Source organism: Pseudomonas sp. GG8, from assembly GCF_052976945.1.
In genome coordinates, this window is record NZ_JBRIIP010000001.1 from 88,331 (window position 1) to 106,375 (window position 18,045).

Sequence of the window (18,045 nt, forward strand, 5' to 3'; positions counted from 1 at the left end):
CGTTTCAGAGGGGCAGGCTTAGCGTGAAGCCTGTTCGATCAGGTGCAGACGCTGTTGGATCGATGCTTCGATACCCGGCGCATCCAGCCCGCATTCAGCCAGCATTTGCGCAGGCTTGGCGTGCTCGACGTAGCTGTCCGGCAAGCCCAGGTGCAGCACCGACTTGAGGATGTTTTCGCGGGCGAGAAACTCGCTGACCGCAGCGCCCGCGCCACCCATGATCGCGTTCTCTTCGATCGTTACCAGCAAGGTATGACTGGCCGCCATCTCTCGAACCAGCGCTTCATCCAGTGGTTTGACGAAACGCATGTCGACGACGGTGGCATCCAGCGTTTCGGCGACCTTGAGGGCTTCGGCCAGTTGCACGCCAAACACCAGTATCGCGACGTTCTGACCGATGCGACGCACCACGCCTTTGCCGATTTTCAGCGGTTCAAGGCTGCTGTCGATCAGCGCATTCGGGCCGGTGCCGCGTGGGTAACGCACCGCCGCCGGGCCTGAATGCAGGAAACCGGTGCTGAGCATTTTGCGCAGTTCATTCTCGTCGCTGGGGGTCATGACCAGCATGCCGGGAATGCAGCGCAGGTAAGACAGATCGAAGCTGCCAGCGTGGGTCGGACCGTCTTCACCCACCAGACCTGCGCGGTCGATGGCGAACAGCACGTCGAGGTTCTGCACGGCCACGTCATGGATCAACTGGTCGTAGCCGCGTTGCAGGAAGGTGGAGTAGATCGCCACCACCGGCTTGGCGCCTTCGCAGGCCATGCCCGCCGCCAGCGTGACCGCATGCTGCTCGGCGATGGCGACGTCGAAGTAGCGCGCCGGGTAGCGTTCGCTGAACTCGACCAGGTCCGAGCCTTCTTTCATGGCGGGCGTTATGCCGACCAGGCGTGGGTCGGCCTGGGCCATGTCGCACAGCCATTGGCCAAACACACCGGAATACTTCGGCCCGCTGGCTTTTTTCGGTGCAACGGCCGGGGCGTCCAGAGGCTCGAGCTTGGTAATCGCGTGGTAGCCAATCGGGTCCGCTTCCGCCGGGGCGAAACCTTTGCCTTTTTTGGTGACCACGTGCAGGAACTGTGGGCCTTTGAGGTCACGCATGTTGCGCAGCGTCGCGATCAGCGTCGGCAGGTCATGGCCGTCGATCGGGCCGATGTAGTTCCAGCCTAGCTCTTCGAACAAGGTGCCGGGGACCAGCATGCCTTTGGCATATTCTTCGGTACGACGGGCGATTTCCCACGCGCCAGGCAAGCGCGACAGCACTTTTTTGCTGCCTTCACGCATGCTTGCGTAAGTGCGGCTCGAGAGGATTTTCGCCAGGTAATTCGACAGCCCGCCGACGTTGCGCGAGATCGACATGTCGTTGTCGTTGAGGATCACCAGCATGTCGGCGGCCACTTCCGGCGCATGGTTCAGCGCCTCGAAGGCCATACCGGCTGTCAGGGCGCCGTCACCGATCACGGCGATGGACTTGCGCGAACTGCCTTGCAGGCGGGAAGCCAGGGCCATGCCCAGCGCTGCGCTGATGGACGTGCTGGAGTGGCCAACACCAAAGGTGTCGTACTCGCTCTCGCTGCGACGCGGGAAGGCTGCGATGCCGTCCTTCTGACGCAGGCTGCCCATCCGGTGCCGACGGCCCGTGAGAATTTTGTGTGGGTAGGCCTGATGGCCCACGTCCCAGACCAGGCGGTCGTCCGGGGTATCGAAGACGTAGTGCAGCGCGATAGTCAGCTCGATGACACCCAGGCCGGCACCAAAATGCCCGCCGGTCTGGCCGACGGTGTAGAGCAACTCCTGGCGCAGTTCATCAGCCAGGGTTTCCAACTCAGCCTCACCCAACCGACGCAAGCCGTCCGGCGTTGCCGCGCGGTCGAGCAGGGGCGTAGTGGGGCGCTCGCGGGGAATCTCTTTGAACGTCGTGGGCATCAGGCGAATCGTTATAAGTAAAAGAGGCGGCAGTTTACCTGATGCAGCGCAAGCTGCCCACGAAGCACGGCAGAGGATGATCAGACAGTGGCTTTAATTTCGTGGATTTTCAGATCTGACGGTTGTCTGTGAGCTTGTTGTTGCGGTGTATTTCAGCTACGGCGCTCAACGATATAGCGGGCAAGTTCGCGCAAGGGCTCCGCCGACGCGTCGAAAGGTCGCAGGGCCTGCAGCGCCTGATCACGTAGCTCCAGAGCGTAGCCTTTGGCAGCTTCCAGGCCCAACAGAGACGGATAGGTCGGTTTGTCGCGGGCAATATCGGCGCCCTGGCGTTTACCGAGGGTGGCGGTATCGCTTTCGACGTCGAGAATGTCGTCCTGCACCTGAAAGGCCAGACCAATGGCCTGTGCATAAATTTGCAGGGCTTTGAGGTCGGCTTTCTCGGCGCGGCCACTGGCCAGAGCGCCGAGCTTTACACTGGCTTCGATCAAGGCACCGGTTTTATGCCGGTGCATGAAGGCCAGGGCGGCCTGATCGAGCTTGAGGCCCACGGAGCCCAAATCAATGGCCTGACCACCGACCATGCCCGCCGGGCCTGCGGCCAGGGCCAGGGTGCTGACCATGTTCAAGCGGGTTTCGGTATCTTGCGGCGACAACGCGGAGTCGAGTAATGCGCTGAATGCCAGGCTTTGCAGACCGTCACCGGCAAGAATCGCGCAGGCTTCATCGAAGGCTTTATGGGTAGTGGGTTGGCCGCGACGCAGATCGTCGTCGTCCATCGCCGGTAAATCGTCATGCACCAGCGAGTAAGCGTGGATCAGTTCCACCGCGCAGGCCGCGCCGTTGGCAAGCTCCGGGTTGGCGCCCAAGGCTTCGCAGGCAGCATAAGCGAGCAGCGGCCGGACACGCTTGCCGCCGTTCATCACGCTGTAGCGCATGGCAGCATACAGTCGGGTCAGTTCGGGGCTTGGTGCCTGGAACAGGCCATCCAGCGCCGCATTGACGCGGGCCTGACTGCGGGCCTGATAGGTGGAAATCATTCTGGCTGATCCTCGTCGAAGGGCTCTTCAGTCAGTTCACCGTCGCGTTCGAGCAATACCTGCACCTTCTGCTCGGCCTGCGCCAAGGCGCCCTGGCAGTCGCGGGTCAGGCGGATACCTTGTTCGAAGGCGGTCAACGAATCCTCCAACGACAGCTCGCCGTTCTCCAGGCGCTCAACCAGCGTTTGCAGATCAGCGAGGGACTGTTCGAAATCCGGTGCAGCTTTCTTGCGGGCCATGGCGGCTATCTCGGTAGACGTTAAACCGGCGCGACACTAGCAGAGCAACGGCTTCGGGGCAAATCAAGGACGCTGCTCAGAGGCCATAACGCTACGCCAAAGGGACGCGCTTTGTCTGCTCGGGGAGGCCTTTTCGTGGGGGATACACCTCGCCAGTGCGACTGTGCCGACGAGGTGTAAGGCTCACAGCCAGGGATGACGCGGCGGCTTGATCTCGTTCAGGACATAGTTGCCGATGGCGTGGAATTTCCAGCGCACGGGGTCGTGCAGGGTATGGGTGCGTGCGTTTCGCCAGTGGCGGTCGAGGCCGTATTCCTCCAGCGTGGCGCGGGTGCCCGCCAGCTCAAATAACTTGTTGCTGGCCAGGATGGCGGCCTCGGTGGTGAGTATCTTGGCTTCTGCGGTGCGGATCGAGGCCACTGCGACGCTGTCTTCGCTCGGATCGAGCAAGGCATGGTCAATGGCGTCGGCAGCCAGATCAAGGACCGCTTCCGCGGCGCGCAGGCGCACCTGGATGTCGCCGATTTGTTGCAGGATATACGGGTCTTCAGTGGCCTTTTCCTGACCTGAATCGATCCAGGGGCGAGTGAAACTGCGCACATATTTCAGGGTGTCTTCCAGCGCGCTACGGGCCAGACCGGCGTCGATGGCTGCCTGGAGAAACTGGGAGATCGGCCCGGCAGCGGTAGGGTTGGCAAATGCGCGCCAGATCGGGATCACATGACTGGCCGGCACGCGGACCTTGTCGATCAACACCGTGCCACTTGCGGTGGTCCGCAGGCCGAAGCTGGACCAGTCGTTGACCACCTTGAGCCCCGAGGTATCGCGCGGGACGATGGCCAGATGCGGCAAGCCTTCATCATTGACCGCGACGATAGGAATCCAGTGCGCCAGCAAGGCGCCGGTGGAGAAAAACTTCTGCCCTTCGACGATAAAGTCGTCGCCCTCTGCGCTGATTTTGGTCTGGAACTCTGCAACGTTGCGCCCGCCACGTTCGGAGAAGGCGTTGCCGAAACGAGTACCGGACAGCGCGAGGTCGAAGAAGAAGCGCTTCTGCTCCTCAGTACCGTCCAGCGCGATGTGGACGAGAATGACGAAATGGTTCTGTGGCAATTGGCCTAGCGAGGCGTCGGCGGCCGCGATCAATTTGAAGACTTTGGCCACGGTACGGTAACTGGCCCCTAAACCGCCGAACTGTTTGGGCACGACGATGCTCCACAGGCCGCTTTGCGAATAAGCGTCCAGCTCGGCGAATGGCAGTCGGCGTTCGCGGTCGCGCTGGATGGTTTCCTGAGCGAACTGGCTGGCTAGGCGCTTGGCGGCATTGATGGCCTGGGCCTCGCTTTCCAGGCGAGTGGCGGGTGTTTTGGATTGGATCTGCAGGTACGGATCGCTCGGGCTGGCAGTATCGACTTTAGGTAATGAGCTCATGATGATTTCCTTTAGAAGCGGTAGCCGAGGTTAAGGCTGTAGATGGTGGGGTCGACGTCGACACTGCCGACCTTGGTGCCAGCGATTTTTACGTCGCTGTTGATCTTCGCGTAGCGCACGTCAGCGCCCAGACTCCAGTGCTCGTCGATGGCCACATCCACACCGGCCTGAAAGGCCGCACCCCATGAGTCGGAGAGTTCAAGTTTGGCGCCGTTGTCCAGATGCTCGTCGAAGAAGTAGGTGTAATTGATGCCTACGCCTACGAAGGGCTGTACTTTGGCGCCGGGCAAGAAGTGGTACTGCAGCGAAACAATCGGCGGCAAGTGGCGGGTGCTGCCAACCTTCTCTCCGTTGAGCTTGATGTCGTGTTTGAACGGCAGGCCGCCCAGTACATCGATGGCCCAGTTAGGGGTGATGAAGTAGGCGATGTTGAAGGTGGGACCGATAGAACTATTGATGTCTATGGTCCCGGGCGTGATGTTGCCGGGGTCGGAGGTAGGCACGATGTCGCTGATACCTACGCGCACTTGCCACGGGCTTTCTGCGTAGACCAGTGGCGCCGCGACACATAGCAGGGCCCCGAGGGTTGTACGTTTTAGCCAGCGATACTGCATAAAGCACTTCCTTGATTCCAGGTGTAACGGACAGCGTTTTAAACGCCGATAGGGTTTGCTCCACCACGTCCGTACATCCGGTATGCAGGGCAGCACAAGACCTTCTGCAGGCTTTATGCCAGATATTAAGTTAATGTTTTTAAACGAGTTTATTTCTATATGATTGCGCGAAAGTGTCTGTCGAGTGACAGTGCTGATGAAGTTCTGTTGCTGGCCAGACAGTCGTTTTCTGCTGCGCGGAATAGACAAAGGCCAGCGCAAGCGCTGGCCTTTGTAGTCAGTGGGCGATACCCGGTTTATCAGGCAGTCTGTTTGCTGCCCCCTCCGATCTGCCAGACATAAGGCGGCTCGGTGCCGTTGATCTCCCAGTCGCCGATGATGCGCTCCTTGTAGATCAGCGGATTGTGCGACGCCGTTGTGCGGGCATTGCGCCAGTGCCGGTCGAGTTGCTTGGTGGTGCTGGTGGCCGATGCGCCCAGTGCATTGAACAGGTCGCTGGTGGCGCGCAGCACCAGCTCGGCGATCGCCACCTGCGCCTGGGCAGACTCCAGTTCTGCCGCGATGTTGGCATCGCGCTCCGCTTGCTCGTCCTTGCCATAGCGGGTGACGTAGGCCCGCTGCGAGGCGTGCGCTGCCCGGATTGCAGCTGCTTCGGCGGCGTAGACCTGGGCCGACGCCTTGCCCACGACCTGTTGGACCTGAGCATCTGCGCTGGCGGACGACGCGTTGCCCGTGCTGAAGATGCGCGTACGCATGCGCACTTCCTCGGCGATGTCGCGCACGGCAGCGCGACCGGAACCCACCAGCACGGCCAGCAGCGTCAGTTGATAGAAGGCTGTCTGGTATTTGAAGCGGGTGGAGAAGTCGATGATGTTCTCTTCTTCGACCACGGCGTTCTCGAATACCGACGTTCCGCTGCCGGTGGTGCGCTGACCGAAGCCGTCCCAGTCGTCGCTCTGACGGACGCCCGGTTGCTGGACCCTGACAGCAGCGATCACATCGGCACCGTTGTCATCGCGCTGGGCATACAGGTCGATCCAGTCGGCGAAGAGACTGCCGGTGCTGTAGTACTTGGTGCCATTCACGACCCACTGCTCGCCCTGACGGCTGACGCGGGTGATGACCTGGCCGATCCTCACGCCGCCCACCTCGGTCCAGGCGTTGCCGACCAGTTCACCGGCGACGAAGCGTTTGAACCAGACGTCCTGGGCGCTTGTGGCGTGGGCGTTAAGACGGTCCTCGACAAAGGCCAGGTGACCACGCAGCGCCTGCGGCAGATTGGAGTCGGCCTCGGCCAGCTCGATCAGCAACTGGACCAGTTGTGGCAGCGAGGCACCGGCTCCGCCGTGTTTAACCGGGATGCGCACAGCGCCGAAACCGGCCTCTTTCAGCCATTTTATCTGCTCGAAGGGCAGCACTCGGTTGCGTTCACGCTCCACCGCGCCTTCGGCAATACGCGCGAAAATCGGCCTGAAGCGCGCAGCGAGCTGCTCGTAATCGGTACCAAGGGACAGCGGGTTTAACGGTTGATGGCTAGACATTGATTGAACGCCTCTTGGACGATACTGCGCGTCAGGTCAGGTTGGAAAACTTGGACGGTTTGGTCTGGTCGGTGGCGTTTGCCCCGTTCTTGAACGCACCTCGATACTGAGCGGCAGGGTGGTCGGCCGCGGCGTACGCCGAGTCGCTGTCGAGCAGGTTTTCTCGCAAGGTGCTGCCCTCATACGAGGTGCGCACACGCCCCCGGCGTTGCAATTCGGGGACGATGTACTCGACGAAGTCCACAAACGATCCGGGTGTGATGGCATAGGCCAGGTTGAAACCGTCGATACCGCCGACATCCACCCAACGTTCCAGTTCATCGGCCACGGTTTTCGGGCCACCCACCAGTACGGGGCCAAGGCCGCCAATGCTGCGGTGCTTGATGATGTCGCGCGGTGTCCATTTACGGTGTGGGTCGGCAGTGGCGAGCAGTTCCAGTACCGAGCGAATGCTGTCGTTGTCGATGGCTTCCAGCGGTTGATCCGGGTCGTACTCGGAGAAGTCGATGCCGGTCCAGCCGCCGTAGAACGACAACATACCTTCGCCATTGCTGTAGCCCAGGTATTCCTGGTATTTGGCTTGCGCAGCCTCATCGCTTTCGGCAGTGATCACCGTAAGCAGCGTGAATATTTTCAGCGAATCGCGTGTCCGGCCTGCCTCTACGGCGCGGTTGCGGATGTCATCGGAGACCTCCCGCGCCTGTTCTGGAGTGGCCGGGCTGATGAACACGCCTTCGGCATGCTTGGCGGCAAAGGCGCGACCACGGGTGGAAGCGCCGGCCTGGAAAATTACCGGGGTGCGTTGCGGCGACGGCTCGGACAGGTGGATGCCGGGCACGTCGAAATACTTGCCTTTGTGGCCGATGGGGTGAACCTTGCTCGGGTCGGTGAAGATGCCTTTCTCACGGTCGCGCAGCACCGCGTCTTCATCCCAGGAACCCTCCCACAGTTTGTAGGTGACATCCAGAAACTCGTCGGCGATGTCATAGCGTTCGTCGTGGGAGATCTGCTGCTTGAGGCCGAGATTGACCGCCGCGCTGTTCAAGTAGGAGGTCACGACGTTCCAGGCCACGCGGCCTTTGGTCAGGTGGTCAAGGGTGGAGAACTTGCGCGCAAGGGCATACGGCTGCTCGTAGGTCAGCGCGGAGGTCACACCGAAACCCAAGTGTTTGGTCACGGTGGCCATGGCCGGTACCTGAAAGAACGGGTCGTTCACTGGCACTTGATCGGCATCAATCAGCGAGGTTTCCACCGAGCCCCGATAAACGTCATAGACACCCACGACATCGGCGATGAACAGCGAGTCGAAATAACCGCGCTCGAGCAACTTCGCCAGGTCGACCCAGTAGTCGAGGTCCTTGTATTTCCACGCTTGGCTTTCTGGGTGACGCCAAGTGCCAGCGGCCTGGTGGCTAACGCACGTCATGTCGAATGCATTGAGAATAATGCGAGATGCCATAGTCGGTTAACTCCTTACTCGATAGGTTCATTAAGCGCACGCGGCACATGAATGATTGTTTCTGTCGAGATTGCACAGTCCGTGCCGAGTCAGGAAAGCCAGGTAATACAAGGGATCTGGCTGTTTTTAGAGCCTGCAAGTGTTGGTCGGGCAACACTTTGCTGTTTGATTGGGCAATAGCCAACAGTACGGTTCGGTGCTCGGAGAGGCCGGGAAGCAAGCCCGGCCCGGCAATCAATTTCCTGCGAGGTTAGGGCTCAGGAATAAAAACTGGGAGTAGGCGGTGTCTGCTTCAACGCCCACTCGCCGAGTTCGCGGATGCGATAGTCCACAGGGTCGTGCAGGGTCTGCGTGCGCAGGTTGCGCCAGTAGCGATCGAAGCGCCGCGACGCGTTGGTCGCGCGTGCGCCGGTGACTTCGAACAAACGGTTGCACACGTCCAGGCCGATTCTCGTGGCGTAGACTTTGGCGCTGCCGATGGCGAGGGCCAGTTGCGCGCGTTCCTCGGCTTCCAGGTCCTCGGCTTTAATCCAGGCGTGGTCGAACCGTGTATTGGCCCGTTCGGCCAGTGCGCGAACGGCCTCCAGCCCCGCCCAGAATTCCCCGTAGTGGGCCAGCACGTACGGGTCGTCAACGGCTTTACTGACATCGGCCTTGAACCAGGGGCGCGCCTCATTAACCGTATAGTCGCGAGCCTGTTCGAAGGCGCCTTCGGAGATTCCCAGGAACAGGTTGACGAAGGTCAGTTGCGCGAGCAATGGCCTCAGGCTGGAAAAGTGCGTACTCAACGGGCCCGGGTCGAGGAGCAGTTCGTTATCCTCGACCCGCACGCGTTCAAAGCTGGCGCTGCCGCTGTCGGTCTGGCGTTGGCCCATGTTGTTCCAGTCGCCATGCAGAGTGATGCCGGCACGGTCGGTGGGAATGGCCGCAATCAGCAGCTTGCCACTGGAGCTTTCATCCAGCGCCGAGGCGATCAGCATGTCGGAGTCGCTGGAGCCGGAACAGAAACTTTTGGTGCCGGAGAACTCGCGCCAGCCGTCGAAACGGGTCGCTATCGTGCGGGTGTCCAGAGGATTGAGGGCGTTGCCCCAGAACCAGTTCTTGCGGGCGGTCTGTTCCAGCAAGGGTTGCCATTGATCTGGCCTGGCGAACAGACGCACGGTGGCCAGCATCAGGTGCTGGAAGCCAAAGACATGAGCGATGGAGCTGTCGACTTTGGCGAACTCGCGAACGATATTCAGGGCTTCGCTCCAGCTGGCACCCGTGCCGCCGAACTCGCGGGGAATGCTGAGGGCAAGCAAGCCGCTATCACGCAGGGCGTCGCGCTCGGCCTTGGGGGTGCCGCCGCGTTCGTCACGCTCGGCAGCGGTCATGGCAAATCCGGCCGCCAGACGACGGGCGATCTGCAAGGGATCGTTTGGGGTGGTCACAGGTGACTCCTTGATTGGCTAGGGCACAGGCCGTCACCGAGGTTCATGCGCCGGGCAGCCCCCCTTATAGACAGGTGCTTACCCGACGTTTATCCAGACGGCGTTACAGTCCGAACAGCCTTGCGGCGTTGCCATAAAGCAGCTTGTCGAGTGCTGATTCGTTGAAGCCGAGGGCCTGGGCGTCGTCGATGGACTGGCGAATCGGCCTGAACGGGTAGGACGAGCCAAACAGCAACTGGTCGGCAAGAAAACCGTTAGACGCCTGGACATAGGCTTCGCTACCGGGCTGGAACAGATACATGTCCGGCACCAGATAAATGTTCGGGTAGCGGAAGGCGACGCCGATGGCCTGCTGCACGTTCGGCCAGTAGCCGTGGTAGCAGACGATGGGCAGTTGCGGGAACGCCTGGGCGACTTTTGCCAGGTGCCCAGGGTTGTTGAATGCCGGGTCGGGGGTGGTCGGGCCGCTCATCAGGAACAGGGGGATGCAGCGCTGTTCCAGGTGTTCGTAGATCGGCCAATACAGCGCATCGTCCGGATGACGAGCAGGCGCCCCGAAGCCCGGCTCCAGGTCGATGCCAACCAGTCCGAGCAGGTTGATCGCACGGTCGATTTCGGTAATAGCACCGTCGATGCCTTGCAGCGCCGGGTCGATACTGCCTATGCCGAGCAGTTCGTCATGGCCCTGAACGATGCCGTGGATCAGATCGTTGGGCAGATGCTGGCTAGGGGTGTGACGGCCGACCACCACCGCCTTGCTTAGTCCGGCATCGCGTACTTCGTCGAGGAAACCCTCGGGCGTCAGCGAGCGGGCGAAGTGCTCATCATTGCCGCGAGTACCCACTCGACGATTGAGCCAACGTGCGGTGGCGTATTCCGGGGAGCCGGGTGTGGCACCGAAGAAGTCATGGAGGTACGCCGGCCGGCAGCGCATATCGATGACTTTCATGCGGCGGCCTCATCTTTTGCTGGTTTCTTGCCGGCGCGAACGTCGAACGCTCCCCCGGTCAAGACCTGATCGCTCACGGTGACCGGCTGCTTGCCCGGCAGCAACGGGAACACCAGTTCAGCGAAGCGGAAGGCTTCTTCCAGATGGGGGTAGCCAGACAGGACAAAGCGGTCGACGCCAAGGGCAGCGTATTCCAGCAGGCGTGCGGCGACGGTCTGTGGATCGCCGACCAGTGCGGTACCCGCACCACCGCGGACCAGGCCAACACCGGCCCAAAGGTTAGGCGACACTTCCAGCTTGTCGCGTTGCCCGCCATGCAGGGCGGCCATGCGCCGTTGGCCTTCGGAGTCCATCTTCGCGTAGTTCTGTTGCGCGTCAGCGATGGTGTCGTCGTCGAGGTGGCTGATCAGTTCCTCGGCGGCGGCCCAGGCTTGCTCGTTGGTTTCGCGCACGATCACATGCAGGCGCACGCCGAAATGCACCGTACGGCCATATTTTTTGGCTCGTGCACGCACGTCGGCTATCTTCTCGGCCACGGCGGCGGGCGGCTCGCCCCACGTCAGGTAGGCGTCGACATGCTTGGCTGCCAGTTCATGGGCGGCCGGTGAGGAGCCTCCAAAATACAGCGGCGGATGAGGGCGCTGGACCGGAGGGAAGAAGTTTTGCGCGCCTTCTACCCGCACATGCTTGCCAGCGAAATCCACGGTTTCGCCGCTGAGCAGTTGGCGCCAGATGGTGAGGAATTCATCGGCGGCTTCGTAGCGCTGATCGTGATCGAGGAAAATGCCATCGGCGGCTAATTCGGTGGCGTCACCACCGGGCACCACGTTGAGCAGCAGGCGTCCGTGGCACGCCTGGTCCAGGGTCGCAGCCTGGCGCGCAGACGCGGTGGGGTTGCCGAGCGAAGTGCGCAGCGCAACCAACAGTTTGATGCGCTGGGTCACGGGCACCAGGCTGGCGGCGGTGATCCACGGGTCGAGGCAACTGCTGCCAGTCGGGATCAACAGACCGTCATAACCAAGGTTCTCGGCGGCCACAGCGATCTGCCGCATGTATTCGTTGGTGGCCGGGCGACCGCTGTCGGACTTGCCCAGGTACCGGGTGTCGCCGGAGGTGGGTAGAAACCAGAAAATATCGAGACTCATGAACACAATCCTCGTTGCAGGGGTGGGCGTCACTGGCCTCGAGCAAGGTGAGGAGCGACGGGGCGTGCAACGCAGGGCAAGTACGGCTTTGTTATCGGGGCTTGCTTGGGCAAGTCTGTGAGAAACACGTCGACAGCCAAGAAAGAGCAAAAGGTGTACCAGAAGAACAACCTACTGATTTATATAGGATTAGTTGTTGAAGCGGAGAGGGCGATCTGTTGCTGTGGGTGCAAAGTGCTTTATGACTGTTTGCGTGGCAACAGTTGGGGCTTCGGTTGTTTGATAGGGATCGGCGGTAACGCTGAATTTACAGCGGCTGGCGCACTTTGGATGGGGCCTGCAATGTCAGGCGTTTATCCTCGCGCAGTAACTGATCGATGGCATGCAGTCCCAGCGGACGACTGAACAGGTAGCCTTGAATCTGATCGCAGTGGTTGCGTAGCAGGAAGTCCATTTGCTCGACGGTTTCCACGCCTTCGGCAATCACATCCAGTTTCAGGCTATGCGCCAGGTGGATGATGGCCAGGACGATGGCGGCGTCTTCCGAGTTGACGGTAACTTCACGAATAAAGGAGATATCGATTTTCAGCGTATCGATTTGAAACCGGCGCAGGTAGGACAGGCTCGAATAGCCGGTGCCGAAGTCATCGATGGACACCTTGATGCCCAGGCCGCGCAATTTTTGCAGGCTGACGATGGTGCGCTCGGTATTGATCATGAGTGAGCTTTCGGTCAGTTCCAGTTCCAGTAAATCGGCTGCAACATGGTTGTCCGTGAGGGCGCGGATGATATCGGTCCACAACTCGCCCTCATTGAATTGGCGGGCCGAAACGTTTACTGACACTTGAACCGGGCCGATGCCCGAGCGTTGCCACTGGGCGATCTGCTGACAGGCAGTGGCAATTATCCATTTGCCGACCTGGATGATCATCCCGGTCTCTTCCAGGGCCGGAATAAAGGCATTGGGTGAAATCAAACCATGACCGGGACGTTCCCAGCGCAACAAGGCTTCCAGGCCGCAGACGCGCCCGTCGCTCAGGCGCACTTTGGGCTGATAGTGCAGGACGAACTCTTCATTCTCCACGGCTTTGCGCAGGGCTGTTTCCAGATCAAGGCGGGCCAATACCTCAGTGTTCATTTCGGCGGTAAAGAATCGATAGCTGTCGCGACCGGCTTGCTTGGCCCGATACATGGCGGTGTCGGCGAATTTGATCAAGGTATCAGGAGCGGCGTCATCGTCGGGGTAGAGGGCAATCCCGATGCTTGCGGTCACCGAGACTTCATGGCCCTTTAGATGGAAGGGTACACGCAGTTCCTCGCGGACTTTGTTGACCATTGAGGTCGCGCCTTTCTGGCCGTCCTGCGTCATCAGGATGAGCGCAAACTCATCTCCGCCCAGCCGTCCGACGGTGTCCCTGATGTTCACGCATTGCACCAGACGATTACTGAGCTGGCGTAACAGTTCGTCGCCGATGGCGTGCCCGAAGGTTTCATTGACGTTCTTGAAGTGGTCCAGATCAATGAACAGGACCGCCACTTGCCATCCGTTGTCTGCGGCTTGAGCGAGGGTGATTTGCAGGGTGGCATAAAACTGGGTGCGGTTGGGCAGGCCGGTGAGGGCATCGTAATGGGCCATATGCAGCAGGCGCTTATCGGCCTCTTTGCGCTCGGTGATGTCGCGCACGACCCCGACGATGATCCATTCCTCTCCCGAGCGATAAGCCTGACGGCGAATCTCGACCTGCACGTGCGAGCCGTTCTTGCACCGCAATTGGGTTTCGGTCAATTCATTGGCATTTTGGCCGGTGATAATATCGTCAAACAGCACCTGCAAATCCGCCGTGGAAGAGCCGTCCAGTTCACCGGGGCACATCTGCAACAGTTCTTCGCGGCTATACCCGAGCATGTCACAGGCGCTCGCATTGAATTCGACGAAGCGCAAGGTGCTGCGATGGATAAGTGTGATCGCGTCCGCAGTGACGTCCATCGCCGCGCGAAACTGCTGCAGATCTGCAGAGCGTTGCTGTACCTGATCCTCCAGTTTTGCGCTGTGTTTGCGAAGCAAGTCGCCAAACGTTTTGAGTCGCAGCAAATTTCTCACACGCAGCCACAGTTCGGCCCGGTCCACCGGCTTGCTCAGGAACTCTTCGACGCCGGCTTCCAGAGCAGCCAGGCGCGAGCTGCGGTCGCTCAACGCGGTTAGCATGATGATTGGAATACTTGAGGTCTCGGCGTTGGCCTTGAGATGGCTGGCGACCTGACAGCCATCCATCCCAGGCATCATGACGTCGAGCAGAATCAGGTCTGGCTGGGCGTACTTGATCGTTGCCAACGCCTGTTCGCCACTCACTGCGGTGCGGGTCCGATAGCCCTCGTGCTGCAATAGCAATTCCAGCAGCTTGCGTACCTGGGGGTCGTCATCGACGATCAATACGGTTGCAGATGAACTGATCATGGGTTTGGCTCGGGCGGAGTCATGTGAGGGGCGCTCGGCCCTGCGCGGTTGGTCAACAACGTGTCGATCGCAGCGTACAGTTCCCGGTAGCGCAGAGGCTTGGCGATGTAACCGTCGCAGCCGGCGATCTGACTCTTTTCCTTATCCTCCTTCATGGCCATCGCCGTCAGCGCTATGACGGGAATATTGGCCGTGGCAGAGTCCTGCTTGAGCAAGGCGGTAGCGGCAAGCCCGTCCATCCCGGGCAACTGAATGTCCATCAGGATCAAGTCCGGTTGTTGCTCGCGCGCGAGTGTCAGGCCGGTTTCCGCGTCCACCGCACACAACACGGTATGGCCCGCATTGCTGAGCAGCAGCCGGGCCAGCTTCATGTTGGCTGCATTGTCTTCAACGATCAGTACATGGGCCATGGCGTTGTCGCTCTTGTTACCTGCGGTCGCGGGGTTTGTCCTGAATCACGTAATGGCAGCCAGACCACAAAGCGTGCGCCGGCCCCAACCAGACTGGCAACGGCCACGCTGCCGCCGTGTAATTGGGCGAGTTGCTTGACCATCGCCAGCCCCAGTCCCGTGCCCTCGAATTTTCGTGCCAGGCTGCTGTCGATCTGGCTGAACGCCTGGAACAGCTTGGCCATGTCCTCTTGGGAAATACCGATGCCTGTATCGCTCACACAGAGTTCAAGGAATTGCTTATGTTCGCTGTCGGCGAGGGGGAAGCCGTACACCGGCCACTCGCCAGCCAGTGTTCCCACCACATCGCGATCAACCCGGCGGGCCGAGAGGATGACACGGCCACCGCTCGCACTGAACTTGACCGCGTTGGCCAGCAAGTTGTAGACAATTTGCTTGGTCTTGCGCGGGTCCAGCACGAGTACGCCGAAGTCTTCAGCGGTGTCCAGCTCAAGACGGATGCGCTGGGCCGCCGCCTTTTCCCTGACGATTGACAAGCTATTGCCCAGCAAACTCTGCAGGTCAACCGCTTCCAGTTCCAGGGCCATCATCCCGGCTTCAACCTTGGACAGGTCGAGGATGTCATTGATCAGAGACAGCAAATGCTGGCCGCTGGTGAAAATATCACCGACATATTCGAACTGAGTCGCGCTCATCTCACCCGCCAGACCATCCTTGAGCGCCTCGGAAAAACCGATGATGGCGTTCAGGGGCGTGCGTAATTCGTGCGACATGGTGGCCAGAAATTCCGACTTCATGCGGTTGGCATGTTCCAGCTCGATATTCTTTTCCTCCAAGGTGCGCTCGAAGCGTTTGCGCTCGGTCACGTCACGGGCTGCGGCGAAAACCCCCTGTAGCTTGCGGTCGCGGTCATGAAACGTGGCGGCGTTGTAAGACACCACCGTCTCCGTGCCGTTATGCGCGCGCACCGTCAGCTCATAGTCGCTGACCTTGTGCTCACTGAGTACGCGTTTGATGGCTGCATCCGCGCGCACCGGATCGGTAAAGAATTTTTTGCAGGGTGCGCCGATCAGCTCATCACGGGTACGACCGGTGAGGGCCATCATTTGTTGGTTGACGTCGGAGATGATCCCTTGGGGATCGGTCATCATCAACGCATCGATATTGGATTCGATCAGGGAGCGCGTGTAGAACTGCTGATCGCGCAAGCGCTGATCGAGCAATGCCTGGGCGGCTTCCTCCTGCTTGCGTGCTGTGTTGTCAGTGCCGATCAACAGATAGCCGATGATGTCGTCCTGGGCATCGCGCAGAGCGGTCACCGAGACAATGGCCGAGAAACGACTGCCGTCCTTACGGATATAGGTCAGCTCGTAGATGTCCTCGATGCCCCGCGATGCTTTGAATACAAGGGCCTCGAAGCCAGGAGTGATAGGTGTGTCCAATTCCAGGCTGAGCGTGGCAGCGCGCGCGATCAACTCTGCAGGGTCAGAGATATCGGCCGGCGTGATCAGGTTGACGACATCCTGGGCCTCATAGCCGAGCATGCGCTCCGCGCCGACGTTGAAAATCTGGATCACACCCTTTTCGTCAGTGGCAATACTGGAGAAATAGGCGCTATTAAAGATAGCGTCCTGCAAGGCGCCAGTCTTGAGCAACGTTTCCTGCCGACGGGACTCGACTATACCTTCGGCGCGTAACAGTCGTGCACCATCGCCTGAACTGCACTCGTCCATTGGATTCTTTCCGTAAACAATCACACCAGCGAACCGAAAAGGCAGCGCCGCAGAGCATGCTCACAGATTGCCGCTAGAAATGCTGGCGAGGAGGAGATGAAGTCCGCTGACGATAACAGATGCAGGAGATTGGTAGCACTTATTCGGATAGGTGTTGCGTTTTTTGCCACTCATAAGCGGGTGGTCTGGGTGGGCCTTCGTAAAAGTGTGCATACGCATCAAGTTGGCGTGGGAATTACGGCAACCGTCGGAAAGATGGGTTGATGACGTTATGGCATTCGTTCACTAGAAACACACGAGTTGATGCTTGAGGGCTACAAATGAGCACCCTGTTTGATGTGTCCGAAATGCTGAAACAGGCGCGAGGTGAGGCTCGCTTGAGTCAGGATGCCTTGGCCAGCCGTGCCGGCGTATCACGTTCGACGGTGGTGCGTATGGAAACCATGGCTAAAGGTGATATGAGCGTCTCGGCTCTTGTCCGTTTATTGGAAGCCGCCGGGTATGACTTAAAGCTGGTGAAGGCCGGTCATGAACGTACGGTCGAGGCCATTCTGGCCGAGCAGCGTTCAGGGGGGGTTGATTCATGATTCTAGATGTCCATGTCAGCGGAAAAACGGTCGCCAAGCTCTATCGAGAGCGTGATGAGTACGTCTTGAAAATGCCTTCCAGGTACAACTGCGGAGGATTTTGTCAGCTTGACGTTGCCCGTCCGTGAAGCCCCCTGGCGCTGGCCTCGCGATCTTTTCCCGTTTTTTCGGCAGAACCTGCCTGAGGGGTATTTGCTGGGGGTAATCCGCGAAGAGTTTGGTGCGTTGCTTGACGGCACTGACTTGTCACTGTTGGCCGTAATTGGCGGCGCGGGAATTGGCCGAGTGACGGTGACGCCTGAAGGCGTCATGCCTGGCATCGAAATGGAGCCGTTGGAAATAGGCCATCTGCTGAGCGCTGAAAACACGACCGAGCATTTTGCGACGCTGGTACGTCGGTACGCACGTGCAGCCATTTCGGGCGTTGTGCCCAAGTTCATCGCACAGAATGTTGCACATGACGCTTTGCCATTGGGTAATCCCACCCTGCGCACCGGTTTTCATATCATTAAAGGCTCGGACGACACTACGCCTTATCTGGGCTTCAACCGAACCCGCCAGGTTTGTCCGTCGGCGGTCGGCAAATCTGGACGCCGGTACGTACGCTCGAGACCTTTTCTAATGGCCGCTTAGGTATTGCCGCGCGCCAGTACTCTGCAATGGTCGAGCAACTGTGCGAGTCTGCTGTCGCCGTGGGCAAGGAAGTGATCGAGGCCGCAAAGAACGAGCCCGCTTGGCGCGATGTGGCCAAACACATGGTGCATGCCTGGAACGAGGGGATGGAGACGCTACGCAGCCCAAGAGCGGCCCCGCACTTTCGGGGGCTGGATACCGCCATCACCGAGGCGGGCTTCTCAGACCCTCGAGCACCTGAACGCAACCGAGAGCAGGTTGGTCGTTCTGAGTTGTTGGCGCCGAGAAACCGATGACGGAAACCAGGTATCGGGAAAGCAACGTGCTAATCCAATACTGATGCAGAGGGTTTTGTACTGCAGAACTCTCCTCGGCAATTAACTCCGCCGTCTGGCATATGCAAGCACTGCACCGGCACTACCGACCCTCAATTTTTAGCGCCAGCCGAGCGGG

Annotated in this window: 16 protein-coding genes; 3 read left to right on the forward strand and 13 right to left on the reverse strand. The window is 59.8% G+C overall.

Features of this window, described 5'->3' with window-relative positions; genetic code table 11:
* Nucleotides 1–18 precede the first annotated feature (18 nt).
* The 13 genes from dxs to ACVBEG_RS00560 all read right to left on the reverse strand — a co-directional run bounded on the left by dxs (nt 19) and on the right by ACVBEG_RS00560 (nt 16,372).
* Nucleotides 19–1,926 carry a 1-deoxy-D-xylulose-5-phosphate synthase gene (dxs, locus tag ACVBEG_RS00500; protein WP_322182258.1) on the reverse strand — a complete coding sequence of 636 codons (1,908 nt, stop codon included), beginning with the start codon at nt 1,924–1,926 and terminating at the stop codon, nt 19–21.
* Nucleotides 1,927–2,078: 152 nt separating this feature from the next.
* Complete coding sequence (locus ACVBEG_RS00505; RefSeq protein ID WP_322182256.1) at nt 2,079–2,966, reverse strand: polyprenyl synthetase family protein; 888 nt, start codon at nt 2,964–2,966, stop codon at nt 2,079–2,081.
* The gene (locus ACVBEG_RS00510; RefSeq protein WP_322182254.1) at nt 2,963–3,205 is read right to left on the reverse strand and encodes an exodeoxyribonuclease VII small subunit; all 243 of its coding nucleotides are present in this window, start codon (nt 3,203–3,205) and stop codon (nt 2,963–2,965) included. The genes ACVBEG_RS00505 and ACVBEG_RS00510 overlap by 4 nt, the downstream gene beginning before the upstream one ends.
* A 183-nt stretch (nt 3,206–3,388) precedes the next feature.
* The gene (locus ACVBEG_RS00515; RefSeq protein WP_322182252.1) at nt 3,389–4,636 is read right to left on the reverse strand and encodes an SfnB family sulfur acquisition oxidoreductase; all 1,248 of its coding nucleotides are present in this window, start codon (nt 4,634–4,636) and stop codon (nt 3,389–3,391) included.
* Between the two features lie 11 nt (nt 4,637–4,647).
* Nucleotides 4,648–5,250 carry an OmpW/AlkL family protein gene (locus tag ACVBEG_RS00520; RefSeq protein ID WP_322182250.1) on the reverse strand — a complete coding sequence of 201 codons (603 nt, stop codon included), beginning with the start codon at nt 5,248–5,250 and terminating at the stop codon, nt 4,648–4,650.
* A gap of 299 nt (nt 5,251–5,549) precedes the next feature.
* Nucleotides 5,550–6,791, reverse strand: coding sequence for an acyl-CoA dehydrogenase family protein (locus tag ACVBEG_RS00525; protein ID WP_447107273.1), 1,242 nt, complete (start codon nt 6,789–6,791; stop codon nt 5,550–5,552).
* A gap of 31 nt (nt 6,792–6,822) precedes the next feature.
* Entirely contained in the window at nt 6,823–8,250 is a 1,428-nt protein-coding gene (locus ACVBEG_RS00530; RefSeq protein WP_322182246.1) for an LLM class flavin-dependent oxidoreductase, read from the reverse strand.
* 257 nt (nt 8,251–8,507) lie between these two features.
* Nucleotides 8,508–9,680 carry an acyl-CoA dehydrogenase family protein gene (locus ACVBEG_RS00535; RefSeq protein WP_447107274.1) on the reverse strand — a complete coding sequence of 391 codons (1,173 nt, stop codon included), beginning with the start codon at nt 9,678–9,680 and terminating at the stop codon, nt 8,508–8,510.
* A 103-nt stretch (nt 9,681–9,783) separates the two neighbouring features.
* Entirely contained in the window at nt 9,784–10,629 is an 846-nt protein-coding gene (locus ACVBEG_RS00540; protein WP_330200989.1) for an amidohydrolase family protein, read from the reverse strand.
* Nucleotides 10,626–11,774, reverse strand: a complete 1,149-nt coding sequence (gene ssuD / locus ACVBEG_RS00545) for an FMNH2-dependent alkanesulfonate monooxygenase (protein WP_447107275.1) — start codon at nt 11,772–11,774, stop codon at nt 10,626–10,628. The genes ACVBEG_RS00540 and ssuD overlap by 4 nt, the downstream gene beginning before the upstream one ends.
* A 307-nt stretch (nt 11,775–12,081) precedes the next feature.
* Nucleotides 12,082–14,229: an EAL domain-containing response regulator gene (locus ACVBEG_RS00550; RefSeq protein WP_323566367.1), complete on the reverse strand. Its 2,148-nt coding sequence runs from the start codon at nt 14,227–14,229 to the stop codon at nt 12,082–12,084.
* On the reverse strand, nt 14,226–14,639 hold the full coding sequence (locus ACVBEG_RS00555) for a response regulator (RefSeq protein WP_322182238.1): 414 nt from the start codon (nt 14,637–14,639) through the stop codon (nt 14,226–14,228). The genes ACVBEG_RS00550 and ACVBEG_RS00555 overlap by 4 nt, the downstream gene beginning before the upstream one ends.
* Nucleotides 14,624–16,372, reverse strand: a complete 1,749-nt coding sequence (locus tag ACVBEG_RS00560) for a PAS domain-containing sensor histidine kinase (RefSeq protein ID WP_322218192.1) — start codon at nt 16,370–16,372, stop codon at nt 14,624–14,626. Before ACVBEG_RS00560 ends, ACVBEG_RS00555 begins: the two co-directional genes overlap by 16 nt.
* Before the next feature lie 320 nt (nt 16,373–16,692).
* On the opposite strand from ACVBEG_RS00560, the gene ACVBEG_RS00565 reads away from it, so the two are divergent.
* From ACVBEG_RS00565 to ACVBEG_RS00575, 3 genes are all read left to right on the forward strand, one after another.
* The gene (locus ACVBEG_RS00565; RefSeq protein WP_322182234.1) at nt 16,693–16,959 is read left to right on the forward strand and encodes a helix-turn-helix transcriptional regulator; all 267 of its coding nucleotides are present in this window, start codon (nt 16,693–16,695) and stop codon (nt 16,957–16,959) included.
* Between the two features lie 108 nt (nt 16,960–17,067).
* Nucleotides 17,068–17,592, forward strand: a complete 525-nt coding sequence (locus ACVBEG_RS00570) for a HipA N-terminal domain-containing protein (RefSeq protein WP_322182232.1) — start codon at nt 17,068–17,070, stop codon at nt 17,590–17,592.
* Between the two features lie 26 nt (nt 17,593–17,618).
* Entirely contained in the window at nt 17,619–17,888 is a 270-nt protein-coding gene (locus tag ACVBEG_RS00575) for a hypothetical protein (RefSeq protein ID WP_322182230.1), read from the forward strand.
* The last annotated feature ends 157 nt before the right edge of the window (nt 17,889–18,045 follow it).

What these genes read in the sequence shown, in the direction of transcription:
- dxs (WP_322182258.1), bottom strand. Translation starts at nt 1,926, where the DNA reads ATGCCCACGACGTTCAAAGAGATTCCCCGCGAGCGCCCCACTACGCCC.
- ACVBEG_RS00505 (WP_322182256.1), bottom strand. Translation starts at nt 2,966, where the DNA reads ATGATTTCCACCTATCAGGCCCGCAGTCAGGCCCGCGTCAATGCGGCG.
- ACVBEG_RS00510 (WP_322182254.1), bottom strand. Translation starts at nt 3,205, where the DNA reads ATGGCCCGCAAGAAAGCTGCACCGGATTTCGAACAGTCCCTCGCTGAT.
- ACVBEG_RS00515 (WP_322182252.1), bottom strand. Translation starts at nt 4,636, where the DNA reads ATGAGCTCATTACCTAAAGTCGATACTGCCAGCCCGAGCGATCCGTAC.
- ACVBEG_RS00520 (WP_322182250.1), bottom strand. Translation starts at nt 5,250, where the DNA reads ATGCAGTATCGCTGGCTAAAACGTACAACCCTCGGGGCCCTGCTATGT.
- ACVBEG_RS00525 (WP_447107273.1), bottom strand. Translation starts at nt 6,791, where the DNA reads ATGTCTAGCCATCAACCGTTAAACCCGCTGTCCCTTGGTACCGATTAC.
- ACVBEG_RS00530 (WP_322182246.1), bottom strand. Translation starts at nt 8,250, where the DNA reads ATGGCATCTCGCATTATTCTCAATGCATTCGACATGACGTGCGTTAGC.
- ACVBEG_RS00540 (WP_330200989.1), bottom strand. Translation starts at nt 10,629, where the DNA reads ATGAAAGTCATCGATATGCGCTGCCGGCCGGCGTACCTCCATGACTTC.
- ssuD (WP_447107275.1), bottom strand. Translation starts at nt 11,774, where the DNA reads ATGAGTCTCGATATTTTCTGGTTTCTACCCACCTCCGGCGACACCCGG.
- ACVBEG_RS00550 (WP_323566367.1), bottom strand. Translation starts at nt 14,229, where the DNA reads ATGATCAGTTCATCTGCAACCGTATTGATCGTCGATGACGACCCCCAG.
- ACVBEG_RS00555 (WP_322182238.1), bottom strand. Translation starts at nt 14,639, where the DNA reads ATGGCCCATGTACTGATCGTTGAAGACAATGCAGCCAACATGAAGCTG.
- ACVBEG_RS00560 (WP_322218192.1), bottom strand. Translation starts at nt 16,372, where the DNA reads ATGGACGAGTGCAGTTCAGGCGATGGTGCACGACTGTTACGCGCCGAA.
- ACVBEG_RS00565 (WP_322182234.1), top strand. Translation starts at nt 16,693, where the DNA reads ATGAGCACCCTGTTTGATGTGTCCGAAATGCTGAAACAGGCGCGAGGT.
- ACVBEG_RS00575 (WP_322182230.1), top strand. Translation starts at nt 17,619, where the DNA reads ATGGTCGAGCAACTGTGCGAGTCTGCTGTCGCCGTGGGCAAGGAAGTG.